The sequence below is a fragment of the Enterobacter sp. CGMCC 5087 genome (assembly GCF_003144775.1).
GTDB classification, from domain to species: domain Bacteria; phylum Pseudomonadota; class Gammaproteobacteria; order Enterobacterales; family Enterobacteriaceae; genus Enterobacter; species Enterobacter cloacae_M.
On record NZ_QFXN01000082.1, the window covers coordinates 12,405 to 38,242 of the forward strand.

General features: G+C 56.4%; 24 protein-coding genes. 18 read left to right on the forward strand and 6 right to left on the reverse strand.

Translation table 11 applies throughout. The features are described from left to right. Nucleotides 1-114: 114 nt before the first annotated feature. Nucleotides 115-1,224 (reverse strand): AI-2E family transporter, encoded by a 1,110-nt coding sequence (locus DEO48_RS07520; RefSeq protein WP_109844796.1) that lies wholly within the window; start codon nt 1,222-1,224, stop codon nt 115-117. Between the two features lie 363 nt (nt 1,225-1,587). Here DEO48_RS07520 and mmuP point away from each other — a divergent pair, with 363 nt between their 5' ends. The 6 genes from mmuP to tauD all read left to right on the forward strand — a co-directional run bounded on the left by mmuP (nt 1,588) and on the right by tauD (nt 7,493). Continuing rightward, nucleotides 1,588-2,988 (forward strand): S-methylmethionine permease, encoded by a 1,401-nt coding sequence (gene mmuP, locus DEO48_RS07525; RefSeq protein WP_001194698.1) that lies wholly within the window; start codon nt 1,588-1,590, stop codon nt 2,986-2,988. Further along, nucleotides 2,975-3,907, forward strand: coding sequence for a homocysteine S-methyltransferase (gene mmuM, locus DEO48_RS07530; protein WP_109844797.1), 933 nt, complete (start codon nt 2,975-2,977; stop codon nt 3,905-3,907). The genes mmuP and mmuM overlap by 14 nt, the downstream gene beginning before the upstream one ends. Before the next feature lie 176 nt (nt 3,908-4,083). Next, nucleotides 4,084-5,046 carry a taurine ABC transporter substrate-binding protein gene (gene tauA / locus DEO48_RS07535; RefSeq protein WP_023293188.1) on the forward strand — a complete coding sequence of 321 codons (963 nt, stop codon included), beginning with the start codon at nt 4,084-4,086 and terminating at the stop codon, nt 5,044-5,046. A 10-nt stretch (nt 5,047-5,056) separates the two neighbouring features. Then, nucleotides 5,057-5,824, forward strand: a complete 768-nt coding sequence (tauB, locus tag DEO48_RS07540; RefSeq protein ID WP_109844798.1) for a taurine ABC transporter ATP-binding subunit — start codon at nt 5,057-5,059, stop codon at nt 5,822-5,824. Next, on the forward strand, nt 5,821-6,648 hold the full coding sequence (gene tauC / locus DEO48_RS07545; RefSeq protein ID WP_109844799.1) for a taurine ABC transporter permease TauC: 828 nt from the start codon (nt 5,821-5,823) through the stop codon (nt 6,646-6,648). Before tauB ends, tauC begins: the two co-directional genes overlap by 4 nt. Further along, nucleotides 6,645-7,493: a taurine dioxygenase gene (gene tauD, locus DEO48_RS07550; protein WP_109844800.1), complete on the forward strand. Its 849-nt coding sequence runs from the start codon at nt 6,645-6,647 to the stop codon at nt 7,491-7,493. Before tauC ends, tauD begins: the two co-directional genes overlap by 4 nt. A 40-nt stretch (nt 7,494-7,533) precedes the next feature. On the opposite strand, the gene DEO48_RS07555 is transcribed toward tauD, so the two are convergent. Both DEO48_RS07555 and hemB read right to left on the reverse strand, forming a co-directional pair. Continuing rightward, nucleotides 7,534-9,234, reverse strand: a complete 1,701-nt coding sequence (locus DEO48_RS07555; protein WP_109844801.1) for a lysophospholipid acyltransferase family protein — start codon at nt 9,232-9,234, stop codon at nt 7,534-7,536. 127 nt (nt 9,235-9,361) lie between these two features. Further along, entirely contained in the window at nt 9,362-10,336 is a 975-nt protein-coding gene (gene hemB / locus DEO48_RS07560) for a porphobilinogen synthase (RefSeq protein WP_028017695.1), read from the reverse strand. A 450-nt stretch (nt 10,337-10,786) separates the two neighbouring features. Between hemB and DEO48_RS07565 the strand changes: the two genes are divergently transcribed. Both DEO48_RS07565 and DEO48_RS07570 read left to right on the forward strand, forming a co-directional pair. Further along, nucleotides 10,787-13,564 carry an autotransporter outer membrane beta-barrel domain-containing protein gene (locus DEO48_RS07565; protein WP_109844802.1) on the forward strand — a complete coding sequence of 926 codons (2,778 nt, stop codon included), beginning with the start codon at nt 10,787-10,789 and terminating at the stop codon, nt 13,562-13,564. 91 nt (nt 13,565-13,655) lie between these two features. Then, nucleotides 13,656-14,279: a helix-turn-helix domain-containing protein gene (locus DEO48_RS07570; protein ID WP_054830101.1), complete on the forward strand. Its 624-nt coding sequence runs from the start codon at nt 13,656-13,658 to the stop codon at nt 14,277-14,279. Between the two features lie 2 nt (nt 14,280-14,281). On the opposite strand, the gene ampH is transcribed toward DEO48_RS07570, so the two are convergent. Next, nucleotides 14,282-15,442 carry a D-alanyl-D-alanine-carboxypeptidase/endopeptidase AmpH gene (gene ampH / locus DEO48_RS07575; protein WP_023310524.1) on the reverse strand — a complete coding sequence of 387 codons (1,161 nt, stop codon included), beginning with the start codon at nt 15,440-15,442 and terminating at the stop codon, nt 14,282-14,284. 204 nt (nt 15,443-15,646) lie between these two features. On the opposite strand from ampH, the gene DEO48_RS07580 reads away from it, so the two are divergent. The 3 genes from DEO48_RS07580 (at nt 15,647) to DEO48_RS07590 (ending at nt 18,628) form a co-directional block, all read left to right on the forward strand. Next, nucleotides 15,647-16,180 (forward strand): isochorismatase family protein, encoded by a 534-nt coding sequence (locus DEO48_RS07580; protein WP_045400608.1) that lies wholly within the window; start codon nt 15,647-15,649, stop codon nt 16,178-16,180. 115 nt (nt 16,181-16,295) lie between these two features. After that, nucleotides 16,296-17,516 (forward strand): peptide antibiotic transporter SbmA, encoded by a 1,221-nt coding sequence (sbmA, locus tag DEO48_RS07585; protein ID WP_023310526.1) that lies wholly within the window; start codon nt 16,296-16,298, stop codon nt 17,514-17,516. Nucleotides 17,517-17,530: 14 nt separating this feature from the next. Further along, nucleotides 17,531-18,628, forward strand: coding sequence for a DUF1615 domain-containing protein (locus tag DEO48_RS07590; RefSeq protein WP_023310527.1), 1,098 nt, complete (start codon nt 17,531-17,533; stop codon nt 18,626-18,628). Here the strand turns inward: DEO48_RS07590 and DEO48_RS07595 are convergent. After that, on the reverse strand, nt 18,625-18,924 hold the full coding sequence (locus DEO48_RS07595) for a DUF2755 family protein (RefSeq protein ID WP_008503287.1): 300 nt from the start codon (nt 18,922-18,924) through the stop codon (nt 18,625-18,627). The two genes, DEO48_RS07590 and DEO48_RS07595, sit on opposite strands and share 4 nt — an antisense overlap. A gap of 249 nt (nt 18,925-19,173) precedes the next feature. On the opposite strand from DEO48_RS07595, the gene DEO48_RS07600 reads away from it, so the two are divergent. After that, nucleotides 19,174-19,401: a DUF2754 domain-containing protein gene (locus tag DEO48_RS07600; protein WP_023310528.1), complete on the forward strand. Its 228-nt coding sequence runs from the start codon at nt 19,174-19,176 to the stop codon at nt 19,399-19,401. Here the strand turns inward: DEO48_RS07600 and ddlA are convergent. Further along, nucleotides 19,398-20,498 carry a D-alanine--D-alanine ligase gene (ddlA, locus tag DEO48_RS07605; protein WP_029739746.1) on the reverse strand — a complete coding sequence of 367 codons (1,101 nt, stop codon included), beginning with the start codon at nt 20,496-20,498 and terminating at the stop codon, nt 19,398-19,400. The two genes, DEO48_RS07600 and ddlA, sit on opposite strands and share 4 nt — an antisense overlap. A 103-nt stretch (nt 20,499-20,601) precedes the next feature. On the opposite strand from ddlA, the gene DEO48_RS07610 reads away from it, so the two are divergent. The 6 genes from DEO48_RS07610 to DEO48_RS07635 form a co-directional block, all read left to right on the forward strand. After that, the gene (locus DEO48_RS07610; RefSeq protein WP_109844803.1) at nt 20,602-21,285 is read left to right on the forward strand and encodes an extensin family protein; all 684 of its coding nucleotides are present in this window, start codon (nt 20,602-20,604) and stop codon (nt 21,283-21,285) included. 168 nt (nt 21,286-21,453) lie between these two features. After that, nucleotides 21,454-22,668, forward strand: coding sequence for a multidrug efflux MFS transporter (locus tag DEO48_RS07615; protein ID WP_109844804.1), 1,215 nt, complete (start codon nt 21,454-21,456; stop codon nt 22,666-22,668). Between the two features lie 210 nt (nt 22,669-22,878). After that, nucleotides 22,879-23,139: an anti-adapter protein IraP gene (gene iraP / locus DEO48_RS07620; RefSeq protein WP_023310532.1), complete on the forward strand. Its 261-nt coding sequence runs from the start codon at nt 22,879-22,881 to the stop codon at nt 23,137-23,139. 99 nt (nt 23,140-23,238) lie between these two features. Beyond that, nucleotides 23,239-24,654, forward strand: coding sequence for an alkaline phosphatase (gene phoA, locus DEO48_RS07625; RefSeq protein ID WP_109844805.1), 1,416 nt, complete (start codon nt 23,239-23,241; stop codon nt 24,652-24,654). A gap of 89 nt (nt 24,655-24,743) precedes the next feature. Further along, nucleotides 24,744-25,064, forward strand: a complete 321-nt coding sequence (gene psiF, locus DEO48_RS07630) for a phosphate starvation-inducible protein PsiF (protein ID WP_023310534.1) — start codon at nt 24,744-24,746, stop codon at nt 25,062-25,064. Between the two features lie 102 nt (nt 25,065-25,166). Beyond that, nucleotides 25,167-25,838, forward strand: a 672-nt coding sequence (locus tag DEO48_RS07635) for an MASE2 domain-containing protein (protein WP_309136798.1), incomplete at its 3' end; no start/stop codon positions are given.

Here is a 25,838-nt window from a genome sequence, read left to right on the forward strand (position 1 = left end):
GATCCTTTTACGACATGAGTAGGATGGCGTTCTTCAAATTATAGAAAACGTCTGATTTAAGGCGAAAAAAAAGGCGGCACAGCGCCGCCTGGTGTGGTCTATATCGTCACATCCTCACAATTCTGGAGGATTTTTTCCTTCTTCGATGAAGTCGGGGTCCAGCTCTTCGGCGTTACCTTCGTGATCGCGCCCTGAGAAGAGGTTCCAGCAGGCGATAAACAGCGCGGCAATGAGCGGCCCAATCACAAAGCCGTTAATGCCGTACAGCTCCATGCCGCCGAGGGTGGAGATCAGAATCAGGTAGTCCGGCATTTTGGTGTCTTTCCCCACCAGCAGCGGGCGCAGGATGTTATCCACCAGCCCGACGACGATCACGAAGAAGCCGACAATAAACAGCCCTTGCCAGATCTGATGCGTGGCGAACAGGAAGATAGCGGCGGGCACCCAGACAATCGCCGAGCCGATGGCGGGCACCAGGGAGAGGAACGCCATCAGCGCGCCCCAGAGCACGCTGCCGTCAATGCCCACAATAGCAAACGCAATTCCGCCGAGTATGCCCTGAACCACGGCTACCGCCGCCGTTCCTTTTACCGTGGCGCGCGACACGCCGACGAATTTGGCGAACAGATGATGCTTGGCGAAATCAGACAGCGGCAGGGAGTCGAGGATCTGGCGCACCAGATACGGGCCGTCTTTCAGCAGGAAGAACAGCAGATAAAGCATGATGCCGAAGCTTATCGCAAAGCCAAACGTACCCTTGCCAATCAGAAACGCGCTGCCGGCGAGATACTGCCCGCCCTGCAGGGCGACATCAGAGAGTTTTTTCTGGATCTGCGCCGCGTTGGTCAGGTTGTGATCCGCCAGGAAGCCGCTGGCCCAGTCAGGCAGATGGTTGAAGATGCTCGCTACCACTTCCGGAAACTGGGTGTTGTTCTCCTGAAGCTTCGTGTAAACCACGTTCAGCTCAATGGCGAGCGAGGAGAGGATCACCATCAACGGGATAAAGACGATCAGGCAGATAATACCGATGGTCAACAGCGAGGCAAGCCCGTTGCGATCCCCCAGCGCGGTGCGCAGCCTGTTTTTTACCGGGTTGAAGATGACGGTCAGAATCGCGGCCCACAGTATCGCGGAGAAGTAGGGCGACAGCACGTCGAAGAAGGCCCAGGTCACAAGGGCAAGAATAAAGATAAAGAAACCTTTGGTCAGTCCGTTAAAGCGCATCAGTCAGTCCTGGTTACTAAGAAACTGTGTCGACTATAGAACTGATTGTGAGAATTACCAACCTTGCGCCGGCTGGCGGCTGCGCCTTACCCGTCCTGCGGGCAGTGTTGCGGTATGAATCTGCTCTTCACGGATACCACTTTCGACTGACCGAAGATCGCCTTTTCCCGCACCATGCTGTAAGTATCTGCTTGCGGAGGTGCTTATGGCCTGGCGTCCGATTCTTTATGTGATCCTCACGACCCACCCCAGACTCAGCGCGCGGCGCGCCCGTTTGCGTCTGGTCATCTAGCTTTTTATTAACAATCGCGGTATAACACACCTTCTTTGGATGTTTAGATGTCCATACGTATAGAAGGTAATATGCAAACACAACAAGAAAATGGGCAGCTTAAGCGCACCATGAAAACACGCCACCTGATTATGCTCTCGCTGGGTGGCGTGATTGGGACAGGGTTATTCTTCAATACCGGATACATCATTTCAACGACCGGGGCTGCGGGCACGCTGCTGGCGTACCTGATAGGCGCGCTGGTGGTCTGGCTGGTGATGCAGTGTCTGGGCGAGCTTTCCGTAGCGATGCCGGAAACCGGCGCGTTCCACGTCTATGCCGCCCGCTATCTTGGCCCGGCGACGGGCTACACCGTGGCGTGGCTCTACTGGCTCACCTGGACGGTGGCGCTCGGCTCGAGCTTTACCGCCGCGGGCTTCTGCATGCAGTACTGGTTCCCCCAGGTGCCCGTCTGGGCCTGGTGCGTGGTCTTCTGCGTGGTGATTTTTGGCCTGAACGTTATCTCTACGCGCTTCTTTGCTGAAGGCGAGTTCTGGTTCTCCCTGGTCAAAGTCATCACCATCATCGCCTTTATTATCCTTGGCGGCGCGGCGGTCTTTGGCTTTATCCCTATGCAGGACGGTTCACCCGCGCCGGGCTTAAGCAACATCACCGCCGAAGGCTGGTTCCCGCACGGCGGCCTGCCGATCCTGATGACCATGGTGGCGGTGAACTTTGCCTTCTCCGGGACGGAGCTCATCGGCATCGCGGCGGGGGAAACGGAAAATCCGCACAAGGTGATTCCGGTTGCGATCCGCACCACCATTGCGCGCCTGATAATCTTCTTTATCGGCACCGTGTTTGTGCTGGCGGCGCTGATCCCGATGCAGCAGGCGGGCGTGGAAAAGAGCCCTTTCGTGCTGGTGTTTGAGAAGGTGGGGATTCCTTACGCGGCGGATATTTTTAACTTTGTGATCCTGACGGCGATCCTCTCGGCGGCGAACTCGGGCCTGTACGCTTCCGGGCGCATGCTGTGGTCGCTGTCGAATGAGAAAACGCTGCCGCGCTGCTTTGCCCGCGTGAACAAAAACGGCGTGCCGCTGACGGCGCTGTCGGTCTCTATGCTCGGCGGCGTGCTGGCGCTGTTCTCAAGCGTCGTGGCCCCGGACACGGTGTTTGTCGCGCTCTCGGCGATTTCTGGCTTTGCGGTGGTGGCGGTGTGGATCAGCATCTGCGCGTCGCACTTCGTTTTCCGTCGCCGTCATCTGCAGTCCGGGCAGCCGCTCTCTGCGCTGCAGTATCGCGCGCCGTGGTATCCGCTGGTGCCGGTGCTCGGTTTTATTCTCTGCGTGGTGGCCTGTGTCGGCCTGTGGTTTGACCCGAGCCAGCGCATTGCCCTTTATTGCGGGCTTCCGTTTGTCGCTCTGTGTTATGGTGCGTACTACCTGACCCGAAATATGACATCGCAGGAGCCTGAACATGTCGCAGAATAACCCGCTTACCGCCATCCTTGAAAAACTGCCGTTTTTGGTGCTGGATGGCGCGATGGCGACGGAGCTGGAAGCGCGCGGCTGTAACCTGGCAGACAGCCTCTGGTCAGCCAAAGTGCTGGTGGAAAACCCGGAACTCATCCGCGAAGTGCATCTCGATTACTACCGCGCGGGCGCGCAGGTGGCGATCACCGCCAGCTATCAGGCCACGCCTGCGGGTTTTGCGGCGCGCGGCCTGGACGAAGCGCAGTCCCGCGCGCTAATCGGTAAAAGCGTGGAGCTGGCGCGCAAGGCGCGCGAAGCGTATCTGGCTGAAAATCCGCACGCGGGCACGCTGCTGGTGGCGGGATCCATTGGGCCGTACGGCGCGTATCTGGCGGATGGCTCAGAGTATCGCGGCGACTACGTGCGCAGCGCCGGGGAGTTTACTGCCTTCCACCGCCCGCGCGTGGAAGCGTTGCTGGATGCGGGCGCTGACCTGCTGGCCTGCGAAACGCTGCCTTCGTTTGTGGAGATTAAGGCGCTGGCGGCGCTTCTGGCCGAGTACCCCCGCGCCCGGGCGTGGTTCTCCTTTACCCTGCGCGACAGCGAACACCTGAGCGACGGCACGCCGCTGCATGAGGTGGTCAGCGCGCTGGCAAACTCTCCGCAGATTGTCGCGCTGGGTATTAACTGCATCGCACTGGAAAACACTACGGCGGCGCTGAAGCATCTGCAAAGCCTGACGTCGCTGCCGCTGGTGGTCTATCCGAACTCGGGCGAGCATTATGATGCGGTCACCAAAACCTGGCACCACCACGGCGAAGCGTGCGAGACGCTGGCGGGGTATCTGCCGCAGTGGTTGGAAGTCGGGGCCAAATTAATCGGTGGATGCTGTCGCACCACGCCGAAAGACATTGCTGAGTTGAACGCGCAGCGCTGATGCCCTCACCCTGACCCTCTCCCACGGGGAGAGGGAAAAAACAACCGCACAAAATCAACTATCCTTTCCCGCTTTTTATCTAAAAACGAATCGTTATGAGCGATTCATTTTTATTCCTTTATCAAAATTCCCGCGCCGGAAATACTGCCCTCATAACAACAAGGGGAGCAGACACTATGGCAATTTCATCGCGAATCACACTTCTCGGCGCACTGGCGCTGTGGGCATTTCAGGCGCAGGCGGTGGACGTCACCGTCGCGTATCAAACCTCTGCGGAACCGGCGAAAGTCGCGCAGGCGGACAACACCTTTGCCAAAGAGAGCGGCGCGAAAGTCGACTGGCGCAAGTTCGACAGCGGCGCATCCGTGGTGCGTGCGTTAGCCTCCGGCGACGTGCAGATCGGCAATATCGGATCCAGCCCGCTGGCGGTGGCGGCCAGCCAGCAGGTACCGATTGAGGTTTTCCTGCTCGCCTCGCAGCTCGGTAACTCTGAAGCGCTGGTGGTGAAGAAAAACATCACTAAACCGGAAGATCTGATCGGCAAACGCATCGCCGTGCCGTTTATCTCCACCACCCACTACAGCCTGCTGGCGGCGCTCAAACACTGGGGCATCAAGCCGGGTCAGGTACAAATCATCAACCTGCAGCCGCCGGCGATTATCGCCGCCTGGCAGCGCGGGGATATTGACGGGGCCTATGTGTGGGCACCTGCAGTGAACGAACTGGAAAAAGACGGCACCGTGCTGACCGACTCAGAAAAAGTGGGCCAGTGGGGCGCGCCAACCCTCGACGTGTGGGTAGTGCGCAAAGACTTTGCCGAGAAACACCCTGAGGTGGTGAAAGCCTTCGCCAAAAGCGCGATTGACGCCCAGCAGCCGTACATCTCTAACCCGGATGAATGGCTGAAGCAGCCCGCCAACCTGGAAAAACTCTCCCGCCTGAGCGGCGTGCCGGAAGCGGACGTGCCGGGACTGGTGAAAGGCAATACCTATCTGACCCCCGCGCAGCAGGTGCAGCAGCTGACCGGGCCGGTGAACAAAGCGATTGTGGATACCGCCACCTTCCTGAAAGAGCAGGGCAAAGTGCCTGCGGTAGCGGCGGATTACAGCCAGTACGTGACCGATCGTTTTGTGAAATAAGGAGTCCGCCATGCTGAATATTACGAACCTGTACGCCGATTACGGCGGGAAACCCGCGCTGGAGGATATCAACCTGACGCTGGACAGCGGTGAACTGCTGGTGGTGCTGGGCCCCTCCGGGTGCGGAAAAACCACGCTGCTGAATCTGATCGCCGGGTTTGTCCCTTATCAGCATGGCACCATCCAGCTGGAAGGCAAAAAGGTGGAAAGCCCGGGCGCCGAGCGCGGCGTGGTCTTCCAGAACGAAGGATTGCTTCCCTGGCGCAACGTGCAGGAAAACGTGGCGTTTGGGCTACAGCTTGCGGGCGTCAATCGCGAACAGCGGCTGGAAACGGCACGGACGATGCTGAAAAAAGTGGGGCTGGAAGGGGCGGAAAAACGCTTTATCTGGCAGCTTTCCGGCGGCCAGCGGCAGCGCGTGGGTATTGCCCGCGCGCTGGCCGCGAATCCGCAGCTGTTGCTGCTGGACGAGCCGTTCGGAGCGCTCGACGCCTTCACCCGCGAGCAGATGCAAACCCTGCTGCTGCGCCTGTGGCACGAGACGGGCAAGCAGGTGCTGTTGATTACCCACGATATCGAAGAGGCGGTGTTTATGGCGACGGAGCTGGTGCTGCTCTCGCCGGGGCCGGGCCGCGTGCTGGAGCGCTTGCCGCTGGATTTCGCCCGCCGCTACGTCGCGGGAGAGCCCGTGCGCAGCATCAAATCCGATCCGCTGTTTATCGAACAGCGTGAATACGTCTTAAGCCGCGTGTTTGAACAACGGGAGGCTTTCTCATGAGCATCGTCTTCAGTGAAAAAACGCGCCGCACGCGTCTGGCGCTGCGCTGGCCTTTCTCGCGCCAAATCACGTTGAGCGTCGGTACGCTGCTGTTGCTGCTGGCGGTGTGGTGGGCGGTTGCTGCCCAGCAGTGGGTCAGCCCGCTGTTTCTGCCGCCGCCGGGCCAGGTGCTGGCCAAACTCATTACCATCGCCGGGCCGCAGGGCTTTATGGATGCCACGCTCTGGCAGCATCTTGGAGCCAGTCTGGCGCGTATTCTGGTGGCGCTGCTGGCAGCGGTAATTATCGGGATACCGGTCGGGATCGCGATGGGCTTAAGCCCGACAGTGCGCGGTATTCTCGATCCGCTGATCGAGCTTTACCGCCCGGTACCGCCGCTGGCCTGGCTGCCGCTGGTGGTTATCTGGTTCGGCATAGGTGAAACGCCCAAAGTTTTACTCATCTATCTGGCGATCTTTGCGCCGGTTGCAATGTCAACGCTGGCGGGCGTGAAGAGCGCCCAGCAGGTGCGGATCCGCGCGGCGCAGTCGCTGGGGGCCAGCCGCACGCAGGTGCTGCTGTTCGTGATTTTACCGGGCGCGCTGCCGGAAATTTTAACCGGGCTGCGCATCGGCCTCGGCGTGGGCTGGTCCACGCTGGTGGCGGCAGAGCTGATTGCGGCCACGCGCGGCCTTGGCTTTATGGTGCAGTCGGCGGGAGAGTTCCTGGCGACTGACGTGGTGCTGGCAGGGATCGCGGTGATCGCCGCGATCGCCTTCGGATTAGAACTGGGGCTGCGCGCGTTACAGCGCCGCCTGACGCCCTGGCATGGAGAAATACAATGAGTGAACGTCTGACCATTACCCCGCTGGGGCCGTACATTGGCGCGCAGGTGTCGGGCCTGGATGTGACCCGTCCGCTGAGCGATAACCAGTTCGAGCAGCTGTACCACGCGGTGCTGCGTCATCAGGTCGTTTTCCTGCGCGAACAGGCGATTACCCCGCAGCAGCAGCGCGCGCTGGCCCTGCGGTTTGGCGATCTGCATATCCACCCCGTCTATCCGCATGCGGAAGGCGTGGAGGAGATTATCGTTCTGGACACCCACAACGATAACCCGGCGGACAACGACAACTGGCACACCGACGTAACCTTTATCGAGACGCCTCCCGCCGGGGCGATTCTGGCGGCGAAGCTGCTGCCGGAAACCGGCGGCGATACGCTGTGGACCAGCGGGATTGCAGCGTATGAGGCGCTCTCCGCGCCGTTCCGGACGCTGCTGAGCGGGTTGCGGGCGGAGCACGACTTCAAAAAATCGTTCCAGGAGTACAAGTACCGTAAAACGGAAGAGGAACATCAGCGCTGGCAGGAGGCGGTTGCGAAGCATCCTCCGCTGCTGCACCCGGTGGTGCGGACCCATCCTGTCACGGGCAAGCAGGCGCTGTTCGTGAACGAAGGGTTCACGACGCGCATTGTGGACGTGTCCGAGAAAGAGAGTGAGGCGCTGCTGGGATTCCTGTTCGCGCATATCACCAGGCCGGAGTTTCAGGTGCGCTGGCGCTGGCAGGAGAACGACCTGGCGATCTGGGATAACCGCGTAACGCAGCACTATGCCAATGCGGACTATCTTCCGCAGCGCCGGATTATGCAGCGGGCGACGATCCTGGGGGATAAGCCGTTCTACCGCCCTTGATTACACGTAGGCCTTACCCGGCCTACAAAAAACTGCATATTTAAAGGTGCGCCTCAATATACCGCTGATAGCGGTTCGCCTTCAGGTAACACAAATCCACCAGCACCAGTCCGTCGACGCAGTCGTTAAACGCCGGGTCGCTGCCAAAATCAATAAACTGCACGCCGCCGGGTTCGCAAAGCTCGGAATACTGCTTGTAGAGCGGCGGAATGCCGCAGCCCAGATTGCCGAGCAGGGATTTCAGCTTCGTCAGATCGTCTACGTAATCCACGCCGCCAAACTGCGCGAGCACGTCCGGCAGCGATGCGGGATACGGCTGACGTGACGCGGCCAGCGGATGCGTTGCCGGGAACCACAGGCGGTAAAAGGCCACCAGCAGATCCCGTGCGGCAGGCGGTAAGCCACCGGAAATCGAGACCGGGCCAAACAGGTAGCGGTAGTTCGGATAACGCGCCAGGTAGGCTCCAATGCCGGACCATAAATAGTCCAGGCCGCGGCGTCCCCAGTAGCGCGGCTGAATAAAGCTGCGCCCCAGCTCAATGCCGTGCTCCAGTACGTCCTGCATTTTGTCGTCGTAGTGGAACAGGCTATAGCTGTACAACCCCTCAACGCCGCGCTTTTCGATCTGCATGGCCGTCGGCATAAAGCGATACGCCCCGACGATCTCCAGATCGTCCTCATCCCACAGGATCAGGTGCAGATAATCATCGTCGTAGCTGTCGGTGTCCCGACGTTTGCCGCTCCCTTCCTCGACCGCGCGAAAGGCAATCTCGCGCAGGCGGCCCAGCTCGCGCAGCAGCGGGGCGTCTTCCTGCCCGTTGCGCTGCCAAAGATAGATGGTTTTACCGTCGCTGGTATTGCCCAGACATTCGGCCTGCGCCAGCGCGCGTTTCAGGGTGGCACGGTCTTCCGGACGGGCAATGGCGCACTGGGTTTTAAAGACGCCAGGCAATCCCTTGCCAAGACGCATCACGTGCTGACGGCACTGTTCGGCCATCTCACGCGACGAAAGGGTGGCGCTGTGCCAGTGATGCCAGGCAATCTGCTGGCCGATCTTAATCGGCAGCTGGCTGTGGCGGCGGCGGAACATCTGCTGCATGAGTAACAGCATTGACAGCGTCGGGGAGACCAGCGTGCTGGCATAGAAGAGCAGGCTGTTATGCGCCTGAATATGCACCGGCAGCAGCGGAGCGCGCAGCTTGCTGGCGAGTTTGATAAAGCCAGAGTGCCACTTTTTGTCGCGAATGCCTTTGCGCGTGGGGCGGGAAACTTCTCCGGCCGGGAAGAAGATCAGCACGCCCGCGTTTTGCAGATGCTGTTCCATCTGCACCAGGGACGATTTCGCCGTCCTGCCGCCCATATTATCCACCGGAATAAACAGCGAGCTGAGGGGCTCAAGGTGGGTCAGCATCCTGTTGGTGACGACTTTAACATCGCGTCGCACGCGAGAAACGGCGTACATCAGCGCCAGACCGTCCAGCGTACCCGTCGGGTGGTTAGCAATAATGACCAGAGGGCCATGTTCGGGGATTTGTTCAAGATCGCGGGCGGAAACGGTGCAGAGAATATCAAGGTGTTCCAGAACTTGCTCCACCATATCCAGTCCTTTCAGATGGCGGTGTGCTGCGGCAAATTGCTGAAATTCGTCTTCGTAGAACAGTCTTTTTAACAGACTTTTTTGCCAGGGGGCGGGCCTCGCCTGAGGCCAAAGATCGTCGAGAACGCTATCGAGGCTAAACATGGTTACTCCTCCTGCCGTCTTGCGAAGACAGTAGAAGGCGCAGATGTCGGTTGTATTGCAGTTTGGTGAAGATTAGCGCAGAGAGCAGGCCGGGTAAGGCGAAGCCGCCACCCGGCGCTAAAGCGGATTAACGCAGAATTTTCTTCTCGGCCAGATCCAGCGCAAAGTAGCTGAAGATCAGATCCGCGCCTGCGCGTTTGATGGCGCCGAGGCTTTCGAGGACCACTTTCTCTTCGTCAATCGCACCGGCCAGCGCGGCGAATTTGATCATCGCGTACTCGCCGCTGACCTGGTAAGCGCCCAGCGGCAGCTCGGTGCGCTCGCGGATGTCGCGCAGGATATCAAGGTACGCGCCCGCAGGTTTCACCATCAGGCAGTCTGCGCCCTGGGCTTCATCAAGCAGGGATTCGCGAATCGCTTCCCGACGGTTCAGCGGGTTCATCTGATAGGTTTTACGATCGCCCTTCAGCGCCGTGCCCGCAGCTTCACGGAACGGGCCGTAGAAGGAGGAGGCAAATTTGGTGGAGTAAGACATGATGGCGGTGTCGGTAAAGCCCGCCGCGTCCAGCGCCTGACGGATCGCCTGAACCTGTCCGTCCATTGCGGCAGAGGGCGCGATGAAGTCCGCACCCGCAGCGGCAGCAACGACCGCCTGTTTGCCGAGGTTCAGCAGGGTGGCATCGTTATCCACGCCGTGATCGCACAGCACGCCGCAGTGGCCGTGGGAGGTATATTCGCAGAAGCAGGTGTCTGACATAACCACCATTTCCGGCACGGTCTCTTTGCAGATGCGGGACATGCGGGCGACGAGGCCATCTTCTTTCCACGCGTCGCTGCCGGTGGCATCGGTATGGTGAGAGATGCCGAAGGTCATCACCGAGCGGATCCCCGCGTTGGCGATGCGTTCAATCTCACGCGCCAGATATTTCTCCGGAATGCGCATTACGCCCGGCATGGCTTCGATGGCTTTGTAGTCATCGATCTCTTCTTCGACAAAAATCGGCAACACCAGATCGTTTAAGGTCAGGGTTGTCTCTTCAAACATAGCGCGCAGTGCAGGTGACTTGCGCAGGCGGCGGGGACGTGCAATTAAATCGGTCATGGTATGCCTGATGTTTGTGGAACAAAGAAGGCTAGTGTACCTCAAAGTGAAGACAGGTGTTTTGGTAAAAGTGGGCATTTTATTTTGTAAAATGCGATGAGTCTGGTTTTTTGGCATCAATATATAATGCAGGACAGTATAACGCCGAAATGGAGATGAGTTATTCATATTGTTTTTATATTAAATAGAAAACATCATTGAAAATGATTCATTATTTATTTTTATATGTACATTATTGTTTCGTCTCTATTTTAATGCTTTGTTTTTATAATATTTATCTGTAGTGATAGAGGCTTTCTCGGTTTTGATGTGTTATTAGTCTGGATACGGACTTAATGGAAACATTCATTGAACCTTTTCGAAATGAAAATGCATAATTCCCTCCGCAATTAAACATTGCAAAATCATTGATGGACAAACTTGCTTACGTCCCTGAGGAGGGATGACCCAATGCAAACATGGAAAAAGAAACTCGTTGTATCTCAACTTGCATTAGCCTGCACCCTGGCTATCGCTTCTCAGGCCAATGCGAAGGATATTTCCGGTACGACATATAATACATTCGGATACGATAATACCGCTTCCGCTCCCTGGTATTATGGCTATGCCGACTGGGATTACTCAGACGCGACCCACGACGGCGATATTTATCCGGTGATTAATAAAAGCACCGTGAATGGTGTTATTTCAACATACTATCTGGATGATGGCATCAATGGGCGGGCGAATGCGTTAAGCATTTCCAACAGTACCATTAATGGCATGATTACCTCTAAGTGTATGACCTCCTCGTGTGCTGACGGCCTGGATACCGATGGCACCAACCATTCTCAATACGATCGTTTTAGCCTGACCGTAGATAATTCCACCATTAACGATACCTATGAGCATTATGCGTATGATGTCGTGAACGGGAAAAATACGGAAAGACACTATCTGGACACGTATAATCTGGGTAATGCGATTACCCTGGATGTGGAGTCCGATATTGTTATCCAGAATAATTCCCACATTGCCGGTATTACCCTGACGCAGGGTTATCAGGAGTCGGATAACACTCCTTACGACGGTGTTGAAGGCGTAGCCAACAGCAGCAAAGTATTTACCGACACGCTGGTGGTGAAAGACTCCGTTCTGACCTCAGGGGCATACAGCGATCTGGGAACCAGCGGGTTCTACGGTCAAACCGCGAAACCGAGCGACTACGGTGAAACGAATGCCACGGCGGCGGATGATGCAGCGCTGATCGTAGCCGCTAGCGCGTCTGATAACGCGATGCAGACCACTGCCACGTTCGATCACTCCACCGTTACTGGCGATATTCTGTTCTCCAGCACCTTCGACAACAACTTCTATCCGAACGGCGATCCGGCTACGGATACCACTGCAGACGGTGTCTATAACCCAACCACCAACGGCTGGGATGGTACCGATAAGCTGGATGTCACCCTGACCAACGGCAGTAAATGGGTCGGTGCAGCACAGTCCAGCGTCGAGGCTATCGGCACAGCGCAGATGTATGGTCTGGGCTACAGCAACGTAGACTGGAGTAGCTTATCCCCTAACAGCATTTGGCCGGATTCCATTTATGACAGTAACGGACACGTTACGGGTGAAGCGGTGTATCAGAGCGGGCTGTTTAACATCGCGCTGGATAACGGCTCTGAGTGGGATACCCGCAAGCTTTCTAATATCGACACGCTGACGGTAAACAACCAGTCTCAGGTTAACGTCGAAGACTCTGGTCTGCTGGCGGACTCCATCACCCTGACCAATGCTTCATCAATGAATATTGGAGACAGCGGTGCCGTGGCGACCGACCATCTGTATCTGGACAGCTATAGCCGTGCGGCACTGACGGAAGAAACGGCCCAACTGTATGCCAACACCATCACCGTGGATAACGGTGCTGAGCTGGCGCTGGGGCTGGGTCAGGTTGATACGCACAATATGGAACTGACCGATGGCGGGGTGCTGAACGTTGCCAGCCGTGATTACGTCCTGAACAGCGATTTGAACAACGCACGCTATATCACTAACGATAAGTACAATGCCGATTACGACTACGGTGTTGTGGCGATTAACTCAGACGGCCATCTGTCAGTGAATGGTAACGTTGCGGGTAACTACCAGGTGCGCATCGACGATGCGACCGGTGCCGGTTCCGTTGCTGATTACAAAAACAAAGAGATTATTCGCGTCTATGACAATAATGCGGATACCACAGCCAGCTTTACTGCCGCAAACAAAGCCGATTTAGGCGCTTACACCTATCAGGCGCAGCAGCAGGGTGACGCCGTTGTCCTTCAGCAGAAAGAGCTGACCGACTCTGCCAATATGGCGCTGAGCATCCCATCTGCCAATACCAATATCTGGAATCTGCAGCAGGATACCGTCGGCACGCGTCTGACCAACAGCCGTCACGGCCTGGCGGATAACGGCGGGGCGTGGGTGAGCTACTTCGGTGGCAACTTCGACGGTGACAATGGCGTTATCAGCTACGATCAGGACGTGAGCGGCATTATGGTGGGTGTGGACACCCAGATTGACGGTAATAACGCGAAGTGGATCGTCGGTGGTGCGGCAGGTTTCGCGAAGGGTGATACCAGCGATCGTACCGGTCAGGTCGATCAGGATAGCCAGACTGCGATGATCTATGCGTCAGCGAAGTTTATGAACGATCTGTTCCTAGACAGCTCCCTGAGCTACACCCGCTTCAACAGCGATCTCTCCGCCAACATGAGCAACGGTCAGTACGTTGACGGCAATACCACGAATGATGCTGTTGGTTTTGGGCTGAAGCTGGGCTATGACTGGAAGCCAAACCTCTCTGGCTACGTTACGCCGTATGCAGCCGTCTCTGGCCTGTTCCAGTCTGGCGATGATTATCGTCTGAGCAATGATATGCGCGTTGATGGGCAATCTTACGATAGCCTGCGTTATGAACTCGGCGTTGATACGGGTTACACCTTCAACTACGGCGGTGAACAGGCTCTGACGCCTTACTTCAAACTGGCCTACGTCTATGACGACGCCGATAACAATGCCGATATTAACGGTGACAGCATTGATAACGGCGTGAAAGGCTCCGCTGTGCGGGTAGGGCTGGGCACCCAGTTCAGCTTCACGAAGAACTTCAGTGCGTACACCGATGCCACATATCTGGGCGGCGGCGACGTTGATCAGAACTGGGGCGCTAATCTGGGCGTGAAATATACCTGGAAATGAATAAAAGCGGGGGAGTGGTTATCTCCCCCGCTTTTTATACAGGTAATAAAAATAATATTGAACCGACAAATACGGATGACTTGAGGTCTGCATGAACGTTAATGCGAAACCACTTTCTGAATTACGCCGGCTCGAACAGCATTTAACAGCGGCCAGTACCCCTTTTACATGTGCGCCCCAGCAATTAATTACGTCAGACGAATGGAATGAGCCTTGTACGATCGTATTACAAACCGGCGTTATTGAGGTTTATCGAACTTCTGATGAACTGCTGGTGGGGATTGCGACTGCCCCTTTTATATTCGGGCTGTCTACGGTGGTGATTAATCACTCTCACGAATACAGGGTGATTGCTAAAACAGCCTGTACCGGTTTTTATCTGCCCACGGAAACCACCCGTCAACTTATCCAGCAGTATTCACTCTGGAAAGAGGCCTTCTGCTGGTTATCCTGGATAACTTATATTCTCGAGAAACGCGATAAGCAGCTGGTGGGAAATAACTCCTATCACCAGATCCGCTCGATGCTGCTGAATATGGCGGAATGGGATGAAACGCTGCGTTCAAAAATCGGTGTGATGAATCATATTCAACAGAGCACACGAATTTCACGCTCCGTTGTTGCCGAGGTGCTTGCCGCCCTGAGGCAGGGAAACTATATCAACATGAGCCGGGGCAAGCTGGTCAGCATCAACCGCTTGCCCACGGAATATTAAAATTAGTTAGACGCGGTGAGAACCTGGGCTTTATTGGCGCTCAGTTCAGCCACTAAGTTATTAATCCCGTCACTCATATTGACGAAACGCGTATGCGGGGAGCGGGTGACCACCACAAATGCGCCCACGTTTGACTGCGGGATCATGGCCATATAGGTGATGAATCCGCCGCCGCCGCCGGTTTTCTGAATAATACCCGGACGGCCATTTTTCGGTGCCATATAGACCCAGCCCATACCGAGCGCGTCGGCTTTACCCGGCACGTCCATCCCGATGACGCGTTGCAGCTGAGTGCGCTGATAAATCAGGGTCTGCATGCGATCGGCCTGGCTGCTGCGAGCGTAGAAATCTGAGGAAAGGAACTGCTGCATCCAGCGCATCATGTCGCCAGGCGTGGAATAGACCCCGCCGCTGCCCACGGCTGCGAGCGTGTTATTACAGGGGCTAGCGCCTTTCTCCGCCACCATCAGGCGACGGCACTGATCCGGGGACGGGGTAAAGGTGGTGTCTTTCATACCCAGCGGACGGGTTATCTGCTCTTCAAAAAGCTGCGTGTAGGGTTTGCCAGCCGCCGTTGAAAGGGCGTCCGCCAGCAGGTCAAAGGCCAGGTTTGAATAAGAGGCCTGCGAACCCGGCGCCGCCTTCAGCGTGGCGGTACTCAGGTAGCTCCAGCGCTGGTCGCGCGTTGGCCAGACAAATACGTCACGGTGCGCTGCCCCGCCTGGCTGCTCGCGCGGCAGGGCGCTGGTGTGGGTGGCAAGGTTCACAAGCCGAATCGGCGTACCCTGGTAGGTTGGAACCCGGGCGCCTGGAGGCGCGTATTTGCTGAGCGGGTCGTCGAGTTTCACCACACCCTGGTCGAGCAGCTTAACCAGCATTTCGCTGGTCATCAGCTTGGTTAAGGACGCGATGCGGATAACGGAATCCAGCTGCGGGTGAACGTTATTTCCTGGGCGCGTTTCGCCAAAGCTGCGGAACACACGCTGGTTGCCGTCGATGACGACCATCGCCATCCCGGTCGCGCCGCTGCCGTAATAGATAAGGTTCGCGTAGCGATCGGCAATATCTGAAGCTAAAACGGGCGCCGTCAGCGGTTGGGCTGCCTGGGCGGTAGAAAAGCTCACCGCACACAGCGCGGCAAAAGAGAGCAGACAACGTTTCAACGAAAAGCATCCATGAAGTGAATGAGGAAAGTAATGGGTATTTATACTACTAAACGGTACCGCGCAATGCCCCGAATTGCATAACGATAGCGAGAAAAACGTAACCATGGGTAAATATGAACAATTTACTGACGAGCCATCTCCCATTTTGTGACATCGGGCTTATGATAGGCACCAGTGTCACTCAATCTTACGGAGAACGGTATGTCTGAGAAGCGTGTGGTTATGGTTGTCGATATGCAGAACGGGGTATTTGAAACCCCTCGTCATCAGCGCGAAAAATGTGTCTCTCTGATCAACCAGCTTACGCAGGCAGCCGACAAGGTGATTTTTATTCAGCATACCGAGGCCGGGGGCCTGGAAGAGGGAAGTGAAGGGTTTGCGCTACTGCCTGAACTCCATCAGCCTGCTGATGCGCTTTACGTCACTAAAACCGCCTGTGATGCCTTCTATAACACCGCGCTAGAGACGCTGCTGCGTGAGCAGGGCATTCGCGAGTTTGTCATCTGCGGCTGCGCCACCGACTACTGCGTCGATGCGACGATTAAGAACGGCGTCAGCCGGGGTTATCACATTATCGTGGCGGAAGATGCCCACACTACCGCCAATCGCCCGGCGGCAGATGCGCAGATCCTGATTAACCACCACAACGACGTCTGGCGTAACTTCATCGCGCCGGCGAATCCTCTCGCGGTGAAACGCACCGAAACAATTCTTGAAAACTGGAAAGCGAACTAATAATTAACGCTCGGGTCTGACCTTTTTGCCGGAGCCGGGAGGCTGGCTCGGGCAGGTTTTTCGTGTGGTAACGTGTTGTGCACAGCAACAGCCATAACAACAAGAAGGAAGCATTATGTTTAAGTCTTTTTTCCCAAAGCCGGGGCCTTTTTTCCTGTCGGCATTTATTTGGGCACTCATCGCTGTCATTTTCTGGCAGGCGGGCGGCGGCGCATGGCTGACGCGTATCACGGGAGCAACGGGTGAGGTGCCGATTAGCGCGGCGCGCTTCTGGTCGCTGAGCTATCTGCTGTTTTACGCCTACTATATGGTGTGCGTAGGGCTGTTTGCGCTGTTCTGGTTTATGTATTCTCCGCACCGCTGGCAGTACTGGTCGATCCTCGGCACATCGCTAATTATCTTTGTCACCTGGTTCCTCGTGGAGGTGGGCGTGGCGGTGAACGCCTGGTATGCGCCGTTCTACGATCTGATCCAGACCGCGCTGAGCTCGCCGCACAAGGTGACCATCAACCAGTTCTACCATGAAGTCGGGATCTTCCTCGGTATCGCCCTGATTGCGGTTATCATCGGCGTGATGAACAACTTCTTCGTCAGCCACTACGTTTTCCGCTGGCGTACCGCGATGAATGAACATTACATGGCGCACTGGCAGCACCTGCGCCATATCGAAGGCGCCGCGCAGCGCGTGCAGGAAGACACCATGCGTTTTGCCTCCACCCTTGAAGATATGGGCGTCAGCTTTATCAACGCCATCATGACGCTAATCGCCTTCCTGCCCGTGCTGGTAACGCTCTCTGCGCACGTGCCGGATCTGCCTATTGTCGGTCATATTCCTTATGGTCTGGTGATTGCCGCGATCGTCTGGTCGCTGATGGGGACGGGCCTGCTGGCGGTAGTGGGGATCAAGCTGCCGGGTCTGGAGTTTAAAAATCAACGCGTGGAAGCCGCTTACCGTAAAGAGCTGGTTTACGGCGAAGATGATGCCAACCGCGCCTCGCCGCCGACCGTCCGCGAGCTGTTTGGCGCCGTGCGTCGTAACTACTTCCGACTCTACTTCCACTATATGTATTTCAACATCGCGCGTATTTTGTATCTGCAGGTCGATAATGTTTTCGGTTTGTTCCTGCTGTTCCCGTCGATTGTTGCGGGTACGATTACGCTCGGTCTGATGACGCAGATTACCAACGTTTTCGGTCAGGTTCGAGGCTCGTTCCAGTACCTGATCAGCTCCTGGACCACCCTGGTAGAACTGATGTCCATCTACAAACGTCTGCGCAGTTTTGAACGTGAGCTGGACGATCGTGACCTGCAGGAAGTCACCAACACATTTAGCTAATACAGGAAGTTGCTATGTCTTTTGCCGTACCGCGCGCGTTACCGTTGTCCTTGCTGGCCGCTCTTGTGCTGGCAGGCTGTGCCGAAAAAGGTGCCGCTCCGCTCAAAAAGGGGGAGAAGCCCGTCGATGTGGCGAGCGTTGTGCGGCAGAAAATGCCCGCCAGCGTGAAGGATCGCAACGCGTGGGCAGATGCGCTGGCAAAAACCTTTGAAAGCCAAAAGATCGCGCCGACCGAGGAGAATATCTGCTCGGTGCTGGCGGTGGCGCAGCAGGAGTCAATGTACCAGTCAGACCCGGTGGTGCCGGGCCTGAACAAAATTGCCTGGAAAGAGATCGACCGCCGCGCGGAGTCCATGCATATCCCGGTGTTCCTCGTGCACACCGCGCTTAAAATCACCTCGCCTAACGGCAAAAGCTACAGCGAGCGGCTGGATGCGGTGAAAACCGAAAAACAGCTTAGCGCCATCTTTGATGATTTCATCAGTATGGTCCCGATGGGGCAGAAGCTGTTTGGCTCGCTGAACCCGGTACACACCGGTGGCCCGATGCAGGTGAGCATTGCGTTCGCGGAGAAGCATACCGACGGCTACCCGTGGAAAATCGACGGTACGGTGCGTCAGGAGGTCTTTTCCCTGCGCGGTGGGCTGTGGTTCGGCACCTATCATCTGCTGAACTATCCGGCGAACTACAATGAGCCGCTGTACCGCTTTGCCGACTTTAACGCGGGCTGGTATGCCAGCCGTAATGCGGCATTCCAGAGTGCGGTCAGCCGCGCAAGCGGCGTCAAGCTGGCGCTGGACGGCGATCTCATCGCTTACGGCAGCAGCGAAGCTGGGAGCACCGAGCTGGCAGTACGGAAATTATCGACAACGCTTGGCTTGAGCAACAGCGACATTCGCCGTCAGCTTGAGAAAGGCGATAGCCTGGCCTTTGAGAAAACGGATCTGTACAAGAAGGTGTTTGCGCTTGCGGAGCAGAAAAGTGGGAAAACGTTACCGAGGGCGATCCTGCCGGGGATCCAGCTGGAAAGCCCGAAGATCACGCGTAACCTGACAACCGCATGGTTCGCAAAACGCGTGGACGATCGCCGGGCGCGCTGTATGGGGCTTTAACGGCGGCGGCGAAAGCGCAGAACTAACGCTACAACGCCCAGAATCATACATCCCGCGAGGAAGGGGATCAGGCCGAACAGGGTGCTGACGCCAAACCCAATCTCAACTCGCGGGCGTCCGTTATCCTGCACCTGCATCAGGTGTTCATAAACGCCAGGCGCATGGACCAGCATATTGAGCAGCTGGGAACCGGCCCAGAAGCAGAACAGGACAAACAGGGCATAAGCAATATTACCCGCCGTGGAGGTTTTTGGTTTGCCGCCAAAAATCGGTTTCGACAATGTAAAGTCTGCCATGTTGACCTCCCGTGGTATCACTCTGTTTTAATACGCGTCTTACGGGGTGAGTTTGACAGGTCATCGCATTTGTCAATATCAGAATCGTGGTAATTTGCGCTCAGGAATTCTCCTGGATTGTCGATTTCTGCAGCACATCACAATTTCATCACTTAAGTGAAATTGCGTCGCGTTTCAGAATTTCCGTATCTGCCACAGACCTGGCCGAAAAACTGTGAGAGGATGTCTTTTTTTCCTGCCGGAGTTGTTATGAAGCTCACGTCCAAACTACGCCGTGACTGGCACTACTACGCCTTTGCCATCGGGCTGATCTTTATTCTTAACGGTGTCGTGGGCCTGTTGGGGTTTGAAGCAAAAGGGTGGCAAACCTATGCCGTCGGGCTGGTGACCTGGGTGATAAGTTTCTGGCTGGCGGGGCTGATTATCCGCCGTCGTCCTGAAGAGACGACAGCGGATGAGGCGAAGAGCGCCGATTAACCGTTTACGGAACTTTTAAGCGCGCTGTCGGCGGCGTGACGCTCCAGCGCCAGTTCGATCAGGCGGGTGATCAGTTCCGGGTAGCTCAGGCCGCTGGCCTGCCACAGTTTTGGATACATGCTGATGTTAGTGAACCCCGGCAGCGTGTTGATTTCATTGATCACCACTTCGTTTTCCGGCGTCAGGAACACATCCACGCGCGCCATGCCGCAGCAGCCGAGCGTCTGATAGGCGCGAATGGCGATCGCCCGGATCTTATCGTTAATCGCCGGATCGATATCCGCAGGAACGACAACCTGCGCGCCTTTGTCATCAATGTATTTGGTGTCGTACGAGTAGAAGTCGCTGTTTAACACCACTTCGCCGCAGGTGCTCGCCTGTGGAAAATCGTTGCCCAGCACGGCGCACTCAATTTCACGGCCTTTGATGCCCTGCTCAACCACCACTTTATGGTCGAACTCAAACGCCAGACGGACAGCCTGCGTGAACTCTGCTTCGCTGGTGACTTTGCTGACGCCCACGGAGGAGCCCTGGTTTGCAGGCTTCACAAACAGCGGCAGACCCAGCTCTCCGCTGATTTGCGCGAAGCTGTGTTTGTCGCGGTTGGCGCGGGTGAGGGTCACGAATGGCGCAATATTCAGCCCGGCATCGCGCAGCAGGCGTTTGGTGACGTCTTTGTCCATGCACGCGGCAGAGCCGAGTACGTCCGAGCCGACGAACGGCAGGTTGGCCATGCGCAGCATCCCCTGCAGGGAACCATCTTCGCCCAGGGTGCCGTGAACAATAGGGAAGACAACGTCGATCTGGGCGAGAGCCTGAGCGTTGCCGGCGTCGATGAGCTGCCCCTTCACGACGCCGGGTACGGTGGCGACGCTCACTTCCGAAGGATTAAGGGCGATATGGGCCGGATCGTGAGCGTTCAGCAGATACTGGCTGGCATCGTTAACGTGCCACTGACCCTGTTTATCAATGCCCAGCAGCACCACGTCGAAACGGCTTTTATCGATCGCATCAACGATATTTTTGGCCGATTGCAATGACACTTCGTGCTCCGCTGATTTTCCCCCAAAGACAATACCTACGCGCTGCTTAGCCATCTCACTCTCTTCCAGTCTGACGAAAAGCCAATAACATACCACGATGCCCGGCGGGTTTCGCGGCCTTCTGCCATAATGTTTTGGGGAATGTTGAGGGGGGAGAGTGAAAGGAAAAACGCTGCTGACCGTATTCATCATTGTGGCCGTTGCAACGGTGGGTTACCGCTGGTTGCCGCCTTACTACAACCCTTTCATACCGCTGACGCTTGACGACCCGCCGGGCCGAATCGCCCAGTATAAGCTTCGGCGCCTAACCCCCGAGGCGTGCGCGAGCCTGCTTTCGCAGGCTAACCAAAGAGATCTCATCCGCACCCAGCCGGTGGCCGACAGCGGTGGCGCGTGTCCGCTCAACAACGTCGTGCGCGTGCGTGATTTCGGCCCGGTCGGCCTGAACAGCAGCTTTCTTGCCAGCTGTCCGCTGGCGCTCAGCTCTGCGCTGTTTATCAGCCAGCAGGCCCGGCCGTTAACAAAACGCTATACGGGCAGCGACCTGGCGCGTATCGACCACCTCGGCAGCTTTGCCTGCCGCAATATTTACCATCGCCCTGACGCGCGACGCAGTGAGCATGCCACGGCGGAGGCGCTGGATATCGCCGCCTTTCGGCTGGCGAACGGGGAACGCGTCACGGTGCTGAACGGCTGGAAGGCGGCAGCAACGCAGCCATGGCTTAAGGCCATGCTGTCGGCAAGCTGCGGCTACTACGGAAACGGCCTCGGGCCGGAGTATAACGCGGCGCATGCCAACCATTTTCATCTGGGAATGCGCGGTTTCGGAGTCTGTCGGTGAAGCATAATATTCCGCCAGAAAATGGATGAATTGTGACTTATTTCACAAATATGATGACTGGGAAGATAAAACACCAAAGTCAGTCAGGCCGCATCTCTGGTGCGACGTCAAAACGCGTAACTTGCTAATCTGTAGGCGAATTCGCCTAAAAATGAAGACTATTTCTTTATGGAATCCTGGAAAGTTAATCTCATCTCGGTCTGGTTCGGCTGCTTCTTTACCGGGCTGGCCATCAGCCAGATCCTGCCGTTCCTGCCGCTGTACGTCTCGCAGCTGGGGGTGACCTCGCATGAAGCGCTCTCCATGTGGTCCGGCCTGACGTTCAGTGTCACGTTTCTGGTCTCCGCCATTGTGTCACCGATGTGGGGCAGCCTGGCGGATCGGAAAGGCCGAAAACTGATGCTGCTGCGCGCCTCGCTCGGGATGGCGATTGCCATTCTGCTGCAGGCCTTCGCCACCAACGTCTGGCAGCTGTTTTTCCTGCGCGCGGTGATGGGGCTGACGTCCGGGTACATTCCGAATGCCATGGCGCTGGTCGCCTCTCAGGTGCCGCGCGAGCGTAGCGGCTGGGCGCTGAGTACGCTCTCCACGGCACAGATCAGCGGCGTCATCGGCGGTCCGCTGCTGGGCGGCTTTCTGGCGGACCACGTCGGGCTGCGCGCGGTATTTATCATCACCGCGATCCTGCTGGTGGTCAGTTTTCTGGTCACGCTCTTTCTGATTAAAGAAGGGGGCCGCCCGGTGATCAGTAAATCTGAACGCCTGAGCGGCAAGGCCGTCTTCGCCTCGCTGCCCTATCCGGGACTGATGATCAGCCTGTTTGTGACCACTATGGTTATCCAGCTTTGTAACGGTTCGGTCGGTCCGATTCTGGCGCTGTTTATCAAGTCGATGGAGCCGGAAAGTACAAATATCGCTTTTCTGAGCGGCATGATTGCCGCCGTGCCGGGCGTATCCGCCCTGATTTCCGCACCGCGTCTGGGGAAACTGGGTGACAGGATCGGCACGGCGCGCATCCTGATGGCGACGCTGATTTTTGCGGTCGTGCTCTTCTTCGCGATGTCGTTTGTCACCTCTCCGCTTCAGCTTGGGGTACTGCGATTTCTGCTCGGGTTTGCCGATGGCGCCATGTTGCCTGCGGTACAGACCCTGCTGGTTAAATATTCCAGCGACCAGGTGACGGGGCGTATTTTTGGATATAACCAGTCATTTATGTATCTGGGGAATGTTGCCGGTCCACTTATTGGCGCATCCGTTTCCGCGATGGCCGGTTTTCGTTGGGTATTTGCGGCTACGGCGATTGTCGTTTTAATCAATATTATCCAGCTGGCTATTGCGCTGCGTCGCCGCGGACAAATTGCGGATGCGAAATCGTCGAGATAATCGTTTCGTTGATGTATTATATATTCTTATGGTAGCCGCATTTTTATATAACAAAATGCGGCTGCTTTTTATAGAAAAACGTTTCGCTCATGGCGCTGGCTCTTTATTTCCGTTCCTGTGTCACTTTTGCATACCATAATTAATTTCTTCTCTTTGCAATAGGGATTCAGAGTGATAACTTCAGACAAAACTGAAAAAGGAACTGGCACGATGAAAAATCTCATTGCTGAATTGCTGGTCAAGCTGGCACAAAAGGAAGAGGAGTCAAAAGAGCTGGTAGCCCAGGTCGAAGCGCTGGAAATTGTAGTCACCGCGCTGCTGCGACAAATGGCGAAAACCGATCAACAGGCTTTGATTGAGAGCGTGGAAGGCGCGCTGGACAGCGTCAGGCCTGAATCGCAGGTTCCGGTTGAGGATGCCGAGATGCTCCACCAGTACGTAAAGAAGCTGTTAAGGCATCCGCGCACCTAAACCGTCACAGGACGTAACGACGTGTCATAGAATTGTCATGCAGGATGCCTATAGTCGCTCTGTTTTTATTTTTATGTATTTGTACATGGAGAAAATAAATTGAAACAGAGCGCACTTTTCATCGCATTACTTCCCCTGTTAATTACCCCTGCCGTTTATGCCGATACTGCCCAAACCAGCGTGCTGGATAATCGCGCGGCAAAAGGGGATATCACCCAGCCTGGCGGCGCACGCCGTTTATCAGAAGATCAAACTGCCGCTATTCGCGCTTCGCTGAATGATAAGCCGGCGAAAAATATTATTCTGCTTATTGGCGATGGAATGGGGGATTCCGAAATCACGGCGGCGCGAAATTATGCCGAGGGTGCGGGCGGCTTTTTTAAAGGTATCGACGCATTACCGCTGACCGGACAATATACCCATTACGCGCTGGATAAAAAAACCGGTAAACCGGATTACGTCACGGACTCCGCGGCCTCTGCTACGGCGTGGTCCACCGGCGTGAAAACCTATAATGGCGCGCTGGGTGTGGATATTCACGAAAAAGATCACCAAACCCTTCTGGAGATGGCAAAAGCGGCGGGCCTTGCGACCGGCAACGTCTCCACCGCTGAACTTCAGGATGCAACGCCCGCGGCGCTGGTGGCGCATGTAACCTCGCGTAAATGCTACGGTCCGTCAGTGACCAGCGAAAAATGCCCGACGAACGCGCTGGAAAAAGGCGGCAAAGGCTCGATTACGGAACAGCTGCTGAACGCGCGTCCTGACGTGACCCTCGGGGGCGGCGCGAAAACCTTCGCAGAAACCGCGACGGCGGGCGAGTGGCAGGGCAAAACGCTGCGCGAGCAGGCGCAGGCCCGCGGCTATCAGCTGGTGAGTGACGCAAATTCTCTGGCAGCTATCACCGAGGCGAACCAGGACAAGCCGCTGCTGGGGCTATTCTCTGACGGCAACATGCCCGTGCGCTGGGAAGGACCAAAAGCCTCTTATCACGGCAATATCGATAAACCTGCCGTGACCTGTACGCCTAACCCGAAACGCACGGACAGCGTACCGACGCTGGCGGCGATGACTGATAAAGCCATCTCTCTGCTGAGCAAGAGCGAAAAAGGGTTCTTCCTGCAGGTGGAAGGCGCGTCGATCGATAAGCAGGATCATGCGGCGAATCCGTGCGGCCAGATTGGCGAAACCGTCGATCTGGACGAAGCGGTACAGAAGGCGCTTGAGTTTGCGAAAAAAGACGGCAACACCCTGGTGATCGTCACCGCGGACCATGCCCACGCCAGCCAGATCATCCCGGCAGATACCAAAGCCCCTGGTCTGACGCAGGCCCTGAATACCAAAGATGGCGCCGTTATGGTGTTGAGCTACGGCAACTCTGAGGAAGAGTCCATGGAGCACACGGGCACCCAGCTGCGCATTGCAGCCTATGGGCCGCACGCGGCAAACGTGGTAGGCCTGACCGATCAAACGGATCTGTTCTACACCATGAAGGCGGCGATGGGTCTTAAATGATAAAATCCCGGCGGAAATCACATCTGCCGGGTGGTTTTTTTCCTGTCACGAACCAGACTTACAGGGAATGTTCACAAAAGGATGGTGCAATGAAAACAACATTACTGGTTACTCTGCTCTCTGGCCTGTTCCTGATCGCATCGGCGAACGCGGAAGAGAAAACGTTAACGCCGCAACAGCAGCGTATGACCACCTGTAATCAACAGGCGACGTCTCAGAGTCTGAAGGGAGATGCCCGCAAGACATACATGAGCGACTGCCTTAAAAACGGCGCCGCGAAGCCGGCTGAAAAAAGCCTGACGCCGCAGCAGCAAAAAATGCGCGAGTGTAATGCGAAAGCAACCGAACAGTCCCTTAAAGGGGACGACCGCAGCAAGTTCATGAGCGCGTGCCTGAAGAAAAAAGTGTAGTTCAAACGGGTGAGCGGCTCCGGCGGCTCACCCGAAATTTCATACTTTCCCCGCAGACCCCCTCTCTATAATTTGGGAAAATGTTTCAGAATATTCCCAAAAATGATGAATGATGAAACGTATTACAACAAAAAGCGCATTCGGGAAGAGTGGAGTTTAACCCTTTCTCAGGATGACCCTCACCGCGCCGGCATTCAGTTTGCCCGGCGAGTCAGGCTGGCGCGCGCCGTCGGCCTGGCGGCAATGTTTTTCCCCGTTGCGGGGATGCTGGTCACCCATTTTTTACCCGGCGGCTGGTGGCTTTTACTGGTGGGGTGGTCGTTCGTCTGGCCCCATTTTGCCTGGCAGCTGTCCTGCCGCGCCGCTTCACCCCATCAGCAGGAAATTTTCAATCTTAAAATCGATGCCATTATTGCCGGGCTCTGGATCGGCGTGATGGGGATGAATGCGTTACCCACGGCAGCGCTGGTGATGATGGTAGGGATGAATATGATGGGCTCCGGGGGCTGTCGCCTGTTTATCCCGGGGATCGCGTTGACCCTGCTCTCCGCGCTGGTGACGCTGCCACTCGTCGGGAAGGTGGCCGTCTTCAACCCCGACCTCGTGGAGTGGGGCTTAACGTTACCCGTACTCGTGCTGTATCCCATGCTGTTTGCCTGGCTTAGCCACCGAACCGCCGTCAGGCTTGCGGAACATAAGCAGCGGCTGGAAATGATGAGCACACGAGACGGGATGACCGGGGTCTTCAACCGCCGACACTGGGAAATGCTGCTG